Source organism: Sphingomonas bacterium (genome assembly GCF_903644135.1).
Taxonomy (GTDB): Bacteria; Pseudomonadota; Alphaproteobacteria; order Sphingomonadales; family Sphingomonadaceae; genus Sphingomonas.
The window spans coordinates 1-11,724 of record NZ_CAHJXA010000051.1 but is presented as its reverse complement, the minus strand read 5'-3'; the positions used below and the strand labels follow the sequence as shown (position 1 = coordinate 11,724).

Sequence of the window (11,724 nt, the reverse complement as noted above, 5' to 3'; positions counted from 1 at the left end):
CCGCACCGCCGCCGCCGCCGGGGTGCCGCTCCTCGCCACCAACGACGCGCTGTATGCCTGGCCCGACGATCGCGACCTGCACGATGTCGTCACCTGCATCCGCGAGGGCTTGGTGCTGGGCAGCGCCGGCCGCCGCCTCGCCGCCAATGGCGAGCGCCACCTCAAGCCGGCGGAGGAGATGGCGCGGCTGTTCCGCGACCAGCCGCAGGCGATCGCCGCCGCAATGGAGGTTGCCGGGCGCATCGGCTTCACCCTCGACCAGCTACGCTACCAATATCCGCACGAGCCGGTGCCGCCGGGCTGGGAAGCGCAGAGCTGGCTCGAACATCTCGTCTGGCAGCACGCGTTCGACCGCTATGACTATCAGGTGCCCGGCAAGGTGGTGGGGCTCCTCAAGGAGGAGCTTCGACTGATCGGCGAGTGGCAATACGCCAATTACTTCCTCACCGTCCACGATATCGTCCGCTTCGCTCGCACCTGCGAGCCGCCGATCCTGTGCCAGGGGCGCGGCTCGGCGGCCAATTCGGTGGTCTGCTTTCTGCTGGGCGTCACCTCGGTCGATCCGATGCGCCACAACCTCCTGTTCTCCCGCTTCCTGTCGGCGGAGCGCAACGAGCCGCCCGACATCGACATCGATTTCGAGCATGAGCGGCGCGAGGAGGTGATGCAGTATATCTACCGCCGCTACGGCCGCCATCGTGCGGCGATCGCGGCGACGGTGATCCATTATCGGCCGCGCTCAGCGGTGCGCGAGGTCGGCCGCGTGCTCGGCCTCACCGAGGATGTCACCCAGCGGCTGACCAGCACCGTCTGGGGCAGCTTCTCCGACCGGTTCGAGGAGCGGCGCTTCGAGCAGGCGGGGTTCGACGTCGCCAATCCCGAGATGGCGCGGCTACAGGACCTGGTCGCGCGCCTGCTCAAGTTCCCGCGCCACCTGTCGCAGCATGTCGGCGGCTATGTCCTTACCGAAGGGCGGCTCGACGAGACGGTGCCGATCCACAATGGCGGCATGGCGGACCGCAGCTTCATCGAATGGGACAAGGACGATCTCGACTGTCTGGGACTGATGAAGGTCGACATCCTCGCGCTCGGGATGCTCACCTGCATCCGCAAGGCGTTCGATTTGATGGAAGGCGCGGGGCTGGGCCGGCCGGAGCTTAACAACGTCGCCGTCGACGAGCATCCGGCGGTGTACGACATGCTGTGCAAGGGCGACAGCATCGGCGTCTTCCAGGTCGAGAGCCGCGCCCAGATCAACATGCTGCCCAGGCTGCGGCCCAAGCGGCTGTACGATCTGGTGGTGCAGGTCGCGATCGTGCGGCCCGGGCCGATCCAGGGCGACATGGTCCATCCCTATCTCAGGCGGCGCGCCGGCAAGGAGGCGGTCGACTATCCCTCGCCGCACCCGCGGCACGGCCCCGCCGACGAGCTGCAGCAACTGCTGTCCGACACCTATGGCGTGCCGCTGTTCCAAGAACAGGCGATGAAGCTCGCCATCGTCGCGGCGGGCTTCACCGGCGACGAGGCCAACCAGCTGCGCCGGGCGATGGCGACCTTTCGCCATGTCGGCGGCATGGAGGATTTCCAGGCCAAGCTCGTCGACGGCATGGTCCGCCGCGGCTACCCGGCCGACTTCGCCGAGCGCTGCTACAAGCAGATCGAGGGGTTCGGCAGCTATGGCTTCCCCGAAAGCCACGCGCTCAGCTTCGCGCGGCTGGTCTATGTGTCGTCATGGCTCAAATGCTTCCACCCGGCGGTGTTCGGCTGCGCCATCCTCAACTCGCAGCCGATGGGGTTCTACGCGCCGGCACAATTGGTGCAGGACGCACGCGAGCATGACGTCGTCGTGCGGCCGGTCGACGTCAACGCCAGCATCTGGGACAACGCCCTGGAGCGGTGCGACGACGACAGCCTCGCGATCCGGCTGGGATTTCGCCAGATCGACGGTTTCCGCGAGGACTGGGCGACGGATCTGGTGGCGGCACGCGCGCACCCGTTCGCCGCGATCGAGGAACTCGCCGCTCGTGCCGGCTTGCCGCCGCGCGCGTTGCGGCTGCTCGCCGATGCCGACGCCTGGGGCTCGCTCGACCTTGGCCGCCGCGACGCGGTGTGGGCGGTACGCCGCACACCGCCGCGGCAGCTCGCGCTGTTCGCCGCCGCCGCCTCGCCCGAACTGGGGGAGGAGCCCGACGCCGCGCTGCCGCCGATGCCCGCCAGCGAGGAGGTCGCCGCCGATTATCAGACCACGCGGCTGAGCCTGAAGGATCATCCGATGACGTTCCTGCGCCCGATCTTCGCCGCCGAAGGCATGATGTCGAGTGCCGAGGCGCGACAGGCCAGGGATGGCCGCCGTGCCGTCGTCGCCGGGGTGGTGCTGGTCCGCCAGCGGCCGGGCAAGGGCAACGCGATCTTCGTCACCCTGGAGGACGAGACCGGCATCACCAACGCGCTGATATGGGCGCGCGACTTCGAGGCGAACCGCCGCGCAGTGATGGCGGCGCGGCTGCTGGTGCTGGAAGGCGTGATCCAGCGCAGCGAGGAGGGCGTCGTCCACCTGATGGCCAGCCGCGCGCACGATCGCTCCAACGAGCTGGCGCGGCTATCGTCGACCCATGTGCTGGAACCGCCGCTGATGCCGGTCGACATCGTCTTGCGCCCCGTCCCGACCCGCAGCCGCGATCCGCGCCAGGGTGATGCGCCCCGCCCGCCGCGCCCGACCCACCCTCGTGACGTGCGGATCATGCCGCCGTCGCGCGATTTTCACTGAACGGAGCCGACCGTCCTTGGCCAGATCGCCCGTTGCGGTGCGATGCCGCCAAGGCGTACACGGCATCGAAGGAGTTGTGCGATGAAGGTGAACGTCGAGATCGATTGCACGCCCGAGGAGGCGCGGCGCTTCATGGGGCTGCCCGATCTCGCCCCGGTTCAGGAACGCTATGTCGCCAAGCTGGCCGACATGGCCGAGGGTGGCATAAAGCCCGAGGCGATCGAGGCGCTGATCCGCAACTGGGGACCGATGGGTGAATCGGGCCTCGGCCTCTGGCGCAGCCTGTTCGAGGCGGGCACGCGCAAGGACCCGCCAAGCTGAACGACACCGACACGATCGCGGCACTGTCGAGCGGTCGCCCGCCCGCTGCCATTGCGGTCATCAGGATCAGCGGGCCACAGGCCATGGCGGCGGCCGCAGCGCTGGCCGGGCCGCTGCCGCCGGCGCGTCAGGCTTCGCTGCGATCGTTGCGCGCGGTTGATGGCGATCTTCTCGACCGCGCGCTGGTGCTGGTGTTTTCCGGTCCGGCGAGTGCCACGGGCGAGGATCTGGTCGAGCTGCACTGCCATGGCGGCCGTGCCGTCGTCGAGGCCGTCGAGCAGGCGCTATTCGCCACGCCGTCGCTCCGCCGCGCCGAGCCCGGCGAGTTCACCCGCCGCGCCTTGCTCAACGGCCGCATCGACCTGACCGAAGCGGCAGGGCTCGCCGATCTGCTGGAAGCCGAAACCGAACAGCAGCGCCGCGCCGCCCTCGCCGCCGCCGAGGGCCGGGTGAGCCGCGTCATCCGCGACTGGATGGCGCGATTTACCGACCTGTCCGCGCGCGTCGAGGCGTCGATCGACCATGCCGAGGAAGGCGATGTCGAGGCCGAAGCGACCCTGCTCGCCGACATCGCCGTCGATCGGCAGGCCTTGTTGGACGAAATGACCGAAGTCCTGTCGGCACCGCCGGTCGAGCGCTGGCGCGATGGCGTGCGGGTCGTCATCGCCGGACCGCCTAATGCCGGCAAGTCGACCCTCATCAATCTGCTCGGCGGTCGTGACGCCGCCATCGTGTCGCCGATCGCCGGCACCACGCGCGACCGGATCGAAGTGCCGGTACGGCGTGACGGCGTCGGCTACGTCCTGATCGACACCGCGGGTTTGCGAGCCTCGACCGACGATCCGATCGAGATGGCCGGTATGGCGCTGACACATCATTCCATGGGCATTGCCGACTTGGTGTTGTGGCTGGGCGACGATCTTCCCGAAGGAGACCAGCATGTCCGCATCCACGCCAAGGCGGACTTACCGGAGCGATTGTCACTCCCACCAGCGGCCGCATTGGCCATCAGCGTCGCCGATCCCGCCAGTATCGAGCGACTGTGGAACCTGATTGCGAAGAGGACTGCCGGCATCGTTCAGGCGAGCGATGTGCCGCTACACCGCCGCGAGTGGATCGCTTGCCGCTCAGCCGTAGCAGCGATCGAAGAGCGTGGCGACGATATCCTGATCCAGGCGGAGCAGTTGCGCTCCGCTCGCCAGCATCTGGCCGAAGCTCTTGGGATGAACGCCACCGAAGACATGCTCGACGTCTTGTTTTCACGCTTCTGCATCGGCAAATAGCGTTCCACGTGAAACATCTTTGACGCTGACCGTGCCGCGGAATAACCAACCAGCGTGTACGATGTTGTTGTAATTGGCGGCGGCCATGCGGGGGTCGAAGCAGCGGCGGCTGTGGCGCGATGCGGCGGAACTGTTGCGCTAGTCACCAACGACCCTGATCGCATCGGCGCAATGTCATGCAACCCCTCGATCGGGGGGGTCGGCAAGGGCCATATCGTTCGCGAGATCGACGCTTTGGACGGCGTGATGGCCCGCGCCGCCGACGCTGCCGCGATCCATTACCGTATGCTCAACGCCAGCAAGGGATCGGCGGTCCACGGCCCACGGGTCCAGGCAGACCGGTCGCTTTACGCGCGCGAGGTCCAGCGGCTACTCCGCAAACAGAATGTCGCCATCGTTCAGGGTGAGGCCATCGAACTGCTGCTCTCTGGCGGGCGGGTCACCAGCGTTCTGCTGGATGATGGCAGCGTCATCGACACCCGCACCGTTGTTTTGGCGAGTGGCACGTTCCTGGGCGGGCGCATCTTTCGCGGCGACGAACGGAGTGACGGCGGCAGGCTGGGCGAACGGCCGTCGCTGCCGCTCGGTCGGCAGTTGCGGGCGCTTGGCTTGCCGATCGGACGGCTCAAGACGGGAACACCGCCTCGGCTTGATGGACGTACGATCGATTGGGGACGGCTAGACCCTCAAGCAAGCGATGTCGCGCATTGGACGATGTCATCGGCTACACAAGGCCGCGCCCTTCCTCAGCTAGACTGCGCGATCACTCGAACCACTAAGCGCACCCATGACGTCATTCGCGCCGCACTCCACCGTTCGCCATTGTTCGCTGGCGTAATCGAGGGTGCTGGACCGCGTTATTGCCCTTCGATCGAGGACAAGGTCGCTCGTTTCGGCGATCGGGATGGACACCAGATTTTCCTGGAGCCGGAGGGTCTCGCCGACGCCACCGTCTATCCAAATGGTATATCCACATCGCTTCCTACCGATGTGCAGGCGGAGATCGTCGCGACGATACCGGGTCTGGAACAAGCCAGAATGATCGTGCCCGGCTACGCGGTCGAGTATGACTATCTCGATCCGCTTGGCCTGGACGCGACGTTGCAGTCGCGAGCCATCGAGGGCCTGTATTGCGCTGGACAGATTAATGGCACGACCGGGTATGAGGAAGCTGCCGGGCAAGGGCTGGTGGCGGGCGTCAACGCTGCCGCAAAGGCGCTGGATCGCCCGCCGTTGCTGCTTGACCGAGCGTCGAGCTATATCGGAGTGATGATTGATGACCTGGTGCTACAGGGCGTGACCGAGCCCTATCGGATGCTGACGGCACGGGCGGAGTATCGCTTGTCGTTGCGCGCCGACAACGCCGAACAGCGGCTGACGGCCATTGCGTTCGCTGCCCAGTGCCTGAGCCCTGAACGGCAGCGGCACGTTGTGCGTCGTGACGAGCAACGTGCGGCGGCTCGTCATGCGCTCGACCAGATCGATCCTCTACCAGCAACGAGCGATGAAGCGCGGTTGGCGGGTGTGGGGCCAGCCGACATCGTTGCGGAAGTTCTCACCGACCGGCACTACCATCCCTATGTGGCGCGGCAAGCGAAGGAGATCGAGCAGCTACGGCGGCAGGAGGCGCAGCCTCTGCCGGTCGATCTTACCTTTGCAACGATCCCTGGCTTGTCTTCCGAGATGGTCGAGCGGCTGACCGCGAGCCGTCCGACATCGCTGGCCGCTGCCAGCCGCATCCGCGGCGTCACACCTGCAGCCTTGTCCGCGATCCTGCTCCATACCAAACGGCGAGCAGCTTGACGGAAGAGGATGCGCGAGGCCAAGTCCTTCATCTGGTTGGCGATAGTGCCATGAGCCGGCTCGAACACTTTGCCAAGCTGGTTATAGCCGAGAACGATCTTCAGAATTTAATTGCGCGGTCTACGATCGGCTTAATCTGGTCACGACACATCCTAGATTCCGTGCAGTTGCTTGCATTGGCTGACGCTACAGAGCAGTGGCTCGACATCGGTACAGGCGGCGGGTTTCCGGGTCTGGCAATCGCTGCAGTATCCATGCGTCCGATGACCCTGGCCGAACCACGACGGCGGCGAGCCGAGTTCCTCATGTTCGCGGCTGAGCAGCTTGGCCTGCCGGGCGTCAAGGTCGAGCAACGGAAGGTCGAGCAAGTGGCTTGCAACGCGACCACCATATCTGCCCGTGCGGTGGCACCAATCGAAAAGCTTTTTGCCAGCGCGGCACATTGCTCTACTCCATCGACTCGGTGGCTGCTGCTGAGGGGTGAGGAGCATGAAGCTGACGTCCGAGAAGCAGCATCACAGTGGAATGGAGTGTTCCACGTGAAACAGAGCATGTCCAACCCACGGGCGGCCATCGTCCTTGCCCAAGCGGTGATGCCCCGGTGACGTGCATAGCCGTAGCAAACCAGAAGGGCGGGGTTGGCAAAACGACCAGCGCCATCAATGTGGCCACGGCGCTCGCCGCGACCGGATCGAGCGTGTTGCTGATCGATCTGGACCCACAAGGCAATGCCTCTACCGGCCTGGGCATCGGTCAGTCTCAACGCACCTGGTCAACCTATCACGTCCTTGTTGATGACAAGCCGCTCGACGCCGCGGTTGTGGCGACCAAGGTGCCGCGGCTTGATATCGTGCCCGCCACGGTTGATTTGTCAGGCGCGGAGATCGAGCTCGTCAATCTCGACGCACGCACGCATCGCCTCGATCAGGCACTGAGCCAGTCGACGCGGTCCTGGGATATTGTCCTGATCGACTGCCCGCCGTCGCTTGGATTGCTGACGATCAACGCGATGGTTGCGGCCGATGCATTGCTGGTGCCTTTACAATGCGAGTTCTTCGCGCTCGAAGGCCTGTCGCAGCTCCTCAATACGGTCGAGCGCATCCGCGCCCGCTTCAACCCAGGACTGTCGATCCTTGGCGTTGCGCTGACCATGTACGATCGCCGCAACCGGCTCACGGACCAAGTCGCGGCCGATGTTCGCGCGGTGTTGGGCAAGGTGGTGTTCGAGACCGTGATCCCGCGCAACGTCCGACTGTCCGAGGCACCCAGCCATGGGCTGCCCGCGTTGATCTACGATCATCGCTGCAGCGGATCGGAGGCCTATATCGCGCTCGCTCGCGAGCTGATCGGACGATTGCCGGCGCTGGCGAGGGCAGCATGACCGATACGCGACGCCGCGCGGGACTCGGCCGCGGCCTAGGGGCGTTGCTCGGCGACATCGCTCAGGAGGCGATAGTCACGCCGGGCAAGCAGCCGCCGGCCGGCCTTCGGATGCTGCCGGTCGATTCGCTTGTGCCGCACCCCGATCAGCCGCGCCGGCATTTCGACAGCGCGCTGCTGGATGAGCTCGCCGCCTCGATCACTGCGCGCGGTCTGGTTCAGCCGATCGTCGTGCGGCCGCACGGCCATGGCTTTCAGATCGTCGCCGGCGAGCGCCGCTGGCGGGCGGCACAGCGAGCGCGGCTGCACGAAGTTCCGGTGATCGTTCGCGAGCTGAGCGATGCCGAGACGCTGGAGATCGCGCTGGTCGAGAACATCCAGCGCCAGGACCTGAACGCGATCGAGGAAGCGCTGGCGTACCGCCGGCTGGCGGCGGAGTTCGGCCATACCCAAGACGCGCTCGCTCAGATTGTCCACAAGTCGCGCAGTCACATCGCCAACCTGCTGCGGCTGCTCGACCTGCCCGACGCTGTGCAGGCGCAGGTGGTCGACGGCTCGCTGAGCATGGGTCATGCCCGCGCGCTGCTCGGCGGCCGCGAGGTCGAGGCGCTGGCGCAGGAAGTGGTGTCCCGCGGCCTGTCGGTGCGCGATACCGAGAAGCTGGTGCGCGACGGCAAGGCAGCGCGCGGTGCGGCGGCCGAGCGGCGCGAAGGGCAGGGGCGCGATCCCGATATCGCGGCGCTGGAGCTTCAACTCGCCGACCTGCTCGGGTTGCAGGTGCGGATCGCGCATGGCGACAAGGGCGGCACGCTGACGCTCGGCTATGCGACGCTCGACCAGCTCGACATGGTCTGCCAGCGCCTGTCCGGCGAGGCGCTCTAGCGGCGCGAGGCGATGCCGCGAGCGATCGTCAGCGCCGCCGCCTCGGCCAGGACCGGACCGGCATTCGCACTCGCCATGACTCCGCGCTCCGCCCCTCGGACCTGAGCGACCGCCCGCGCCAGCATCGCCGGCGTCCAGCGACGCAGTGCCGCCAGCGTTGCCGCCTCCTCACGAAAGAACACCCGGTGCCGCTTCATCACCGCGGCGGGCGGCTCGCCGCCGTCGATCGCCGCCCGCATGTCCGCCAGCGCGAGCAGCCGCCGAGCCAGTACCCGCAGCCACGGGATCGGCGACGCACCATCCCCGCCGATGCGGTCGAGCGCCGTTCCCAGGGCGGCCGGCTCGCCATCGACGATCGCCGCGATTAGGGCAGTCTGCGCCGTCTCGCCCAGGTCCGCGCCGATCGCCTCCAGCGTCGCATGGGCGAGCGGTCGCGGCCGCTCGGGGCCGGCATCGAGGTACAACGCGATCTTCTCCAGCTCCTGCGCGATCACCGCTCGATCGCCACCACTCGCCTCGGCGACCTGGCGGGCGATCCCCGGCTCGGGTTGGAGGCCGAGATCGACGGCAAGGGTATGCGCGATCTTCTCCGCTTCCGCCGCGCTCGGCTCGTAAAAGGCGCAGGCATAGGCGAGCGGCGATTCGAGCGCGAGCTTGGCGAGCTTGGCGGTGGCCCGCAGCCCCGGTGCGAGCGCGACCACCGGATTGCCCGCGCGATCGGCCCGGAGCAGGGCGGCGACCGCCTCCAGCGACTCCTCGCCGGCCGCGACGACGCGGATGTAGCGCCGATCACCGAACAGCGACAGCGACGCGGCTTCATCGGCAAGCCTGGCAGGGTCCTTGCGCAGCGTCGATCCATCGAGATCGATCCGCTCCGCTCCGTGGCCAAAAGCAAGACCGAGCTGCCGCGCTACCGCCTGTGCGCCCGCTTCGTCGGGGCCGAACAGCAGATAGAGGCGGATGTCGTCGGGCGGCGCGGCGATCAGCGGCCGCAAGCGGGCCGCGTCGACCCTCATTTCGGCTTAGCGGATCGGCGTGCGTACAGGGCGACGCGAGCGACGATCTGATCGGCGACGATCGCCGACAGTCGCTCCGTGGCGGTGTTCTCGGCAGCGATCGTGGCGTATTCGGAGCTGACCACATCGATGCCGACATCGGAACCAGCGGTCGCGTCGAGGACGACGTTGCCGCTGGCCGCATCGACCAGCTGGAAACGGGCGCGCAAGGTGCGCCGTTCGCGGCTGACGCTGTTGTCGGGGCGAATACCGAGCCCGGCGATCTGGTCGTCGAGCTTGACGTCGAGGCGGTAGAGCGATGTGCCGCCACTGCCGCCCGCGCCAAGCCGGTCGCGCAGGGCATTGGCCATCAACCAGCCGGCCTTGCCCTCGATCGGCGAGACGTCGATCCGGTCGAGCGCGGTGGCGACGGCACCGCTGCCACCGCCGCCGTAAAGCGGGTGTAGGCCGCAGCCGCCCAGAGCGATGCCGGCAAGCAGCAGGGGGGCGACCCACTTCATGCGACGAGGTTGACCAGGCGGTCGGGCACGACGATCACCTTGCGCGGCGGCTTGCCGTCGAGGATACGCACGACGTTGGCGGACGCGAGCGCCGCCTCCTCCAGCGCCTCGCGCGCGGCGCCCTTGGGCAATGTCAGCGTGTCGCGCAGCTTGCCGTTGACCTGGATGGCGATCGTCACTTCGTCGTCGACCAGCAACGCCGGGTCAACCGCCGGCCAGGCGGCGTCGGCGATCAGGCCGGCCTCCCCGCGCGCCGCCCAGGCTTCCTCGGCAAGGTGCGGCGTCATCGGGCTGGCGAGGAGCAGCAGCGTGCGAGCGGCATCACGCCGGTCGGACGACGCCGCCGCCTTCTCCACCGCGTTGGCGAGGGTGTAGAGCAGCGCCACCGCCTTGTTGAACTGCAGCCCCTCGATCGCTGCGGCGACGCCGGCGACGGTGCGGTGAGCGAGCTTGCGCAGCGGCAGGTCATCGGCTCCGGCGGCCGTCCCCTCGCTCTCGACCAGCCGCCACAGCCGCTGGACGAAGCGCCACGCGCCTTCGATGCCGTTCTCGCTCCACTCCAGATCGCGCTCGGGCGGCGAGTCGGACAGCATGAACCAGCGTACCGCATCGGCACCATATTGGTCGACAATCGGCTCGGGATCGACGGTGTTCTTCTTCGATTTCGACATCTTCGTCACGCCGCCGACCGTCACAGGCTGGCCGGTGGCGATCTCGATGCCGTCCTTCACCTCATCGGGGGTCAGCCAGCGGCCGTCGGCGGCCTTGAAGGTGGCGTGCGTCACCATCCCTTGCGTGAACAGCCCGGTGAACGGCTCGGCGATGTCAAGCATCCCGATATGCTTGAGCGCCCGCGTCCAGAAGCGCGCATAGAGCAGGTGTAGGATCGCATGTTCGACCCCGCCGATATACTGGCCGACCGGCAGCCAGCGCTCCGCGACCTCGCGATCGAACGGCCGGTAGTCGGGCTGGCTGGCGAAGCGGATGAAATACCACGACGAATCAGCAAAGGTGTCGAGCGTGTCGGTCTCGCGCAGCGCCGGCTCACCGCAGGCGGGGCAGGCGACGTGCTTCCAGGTCGGATGACGGTCGAGCGGATTGCCGGGAATGTCGAACGCCACGTCCTCGGGTAGCACCACCGGCAGCTGGTCGGCCGGTACCGGCACGACGCCGCACGACGGGCAATGGACGATGGGGATCGGCGTGCCCCAGTAACGCTGGCGGCTGACGCCCCAGTCGCGCAGGCGGAAGACGGTCGAGCCCTTGCCCCAGCCCTCCGCCTCGGCGCGCTCGATCACCATGCGCTTGGCGGCGGCGATGTCCAGCCCGTCGAGGAAGCGCGAGTTCACGATGCTGCCAGGGCCGGTATACGCCTCGTCGCCGGCGAACGCCGGGTCGGTGACCGCGCCGTCCGACACCACGCGGGTGACCGGCAAGTCGTATTTGCGCGCGAAATCGAGGTCGCGCTGGTCGTGCGCAGGCACACCGAACACCGCGCCGGTGCCATATTCCATCAGTACGAAGTTGGCGATGTAGACCGGTAACTCCCACGCCGGATCGAGCGGGTGCCGCGCGGTCAGGCCGGTGTCGAAGCCCAGCTTCTCGCCCGTCTCGATCTCGGCGGCGGTGGTGCCGCCAAGCTTGCAGCGCTCGACAAACGCGGCGACCTCCGGCCGGTCGGCGGCGAGTGCCTGCGCGATCGGGTGGTCGGCCGCCACCGCCACGAAGCTCGCGCCGAAGATGGTGTCGGGGCGGGTGGTGAACACCTCGAC

10 protein-coding genes are annotated in these 11,724 nt (G+C 67.5%); 7 read left to right on the top strand and 3 right to left on the bottom strand.

The genetic code is table 11. The annotated features are described in order from the left end of the window. The 7 genes from HUU96_RS04570 to HUU96_RS04540 form a co-directional block, all read left to right on the top strand. The coding region (locus tag HUU96_RS04570; RefSeq protein WP_174291673.1) for an error-prone DNA polymerase at positions 1-2,767 on the top strand (2,767 nt) is incomplete at its 5' end. An 81-nt stretch (positions 2,768-2,848) separates the two neighbouring features. Continuing rightward, a complete protein-coding gene (locus tag HUU96_RS04565) occupies positions 2,849-3,088 on the top strand; it encodes a DUF6489 family protein (RefSeq protein ID WP_174291672.1) in 240 nt (79 codons plus the stop codon). Further along, the gene (gene mnmE, locus HUU96_RS04560) at positions 3,085-4,371 is read left to right on the top strand and encodes a tRNA uridine-5-carboxymethylaminomethyl(34) synthesis GTPase MnmE (protein WP_174291675.1); all 1,287 of its coding nucleotides are present in this window, start codon (positions 3,085-3,087) and stop codon (positions 4,369-4,371) included. The genes HUU96_RS04565 and mnmE overlap by 4 nt, the downstream gene beginning before the upstream one ends. Positions 4,372-4,425: 54 nt before the next feature. After that, positions 4,426-6,174: a tRNA uridine-5-carboxymethylaminomethyl(34) synthesis enzyme MnmG gene (gene mnmG, locus HUU96_RS04555; RefSeq protein WP_174291671.1), complete on the top strand. Its 1,749-nt coding sequence runs from the start codon at positions 4,426-4,428 to the stop codon at positions 6,172-6,174. A 50-nt stretch (positions 6,175-6,224) separates the two neighbouring features. Next, positions 6,225-6,779 carry a 16S rRNA (guanine(527)-N(7))-methyltransferase RsmG gene (gene rsmG, locus HUU96_RS04550; RefSeq protein ID WP_254604991.1) on the top strand — a complete coding sequence of 185 codons (555 nt, stop codon included), beginning with the start codon at positions 6,225-6,227 and terminating at the stop codon, positions 6,777-6,779. After that, positions 6,776-7,555, top strand: a complete 780-nt coding sequence (locus HUU96_RS04545; RefSeq protein ID WP_174291674.1) for a ParA family protein — start codon at positions 6,776-6,778, stop codon at positions 7,553-7,555. The genes rsmG and HUU96_RS04545 overlap by 4 nt, the downstream gene beginning before the upstream one ends. Next, positions 7,552-8,436, top strand: a complete 885-nt coding sequence (locus HUU96_RS04540) for a ParB/RepB/Spo0J family partition protein (protein ID WP_174291669.1) — start codon at positions 7,552-7,554, stop codon at positions 8,434-8,436. Before HUU96_RS04545 ends, HUU96_RS04540 begins: the two co-directional genes overlap by 4 nt. Here the strand turns inward: HUU96_RS04540 and holA are convergent. The 3 genes from holA to leuS form a co-directional block, all read right to left on the bottom strand. Then, positions 8,433-9,452, bottom strand: coding sequence for a DNA polymerase III subunit delta (gene holA, locus HUU96_RS04535; RefSeq protein ID WP_174291668.1), 1,020 nt, complete (start codon positions 9,450-9,452; stop codon positions 8,433-8,435). The genes HUU96_RS04540 and holA overlap by 4 nt on opposite strands. Beyond that, positions 9,449-9,952 (bottom strand): LPS assembly lipoprotein LptE, encoded by a 504-nt coding sequence (gene lptE, locus HUU96_RS04530; protein WP_174291667.1) that lies wholly within the window; start codon positions 9,950-9,952, stop codon positions 9,449-9,451. The genes holA and lptE overlap by 4 nt, the downstream gene beginning before the upstream one ends. Then, positions 9,949-11,724: leucine--tRNA ligase (gene leuS, locus HUU96_RS04525; RefSeq protein ID WP_174291666.1), on the bottom strand; the 1,776-nt coding region annotated here is incomplete at its 5' end. The genes leuS and lptE, both read right to left, overlap by 4 nt.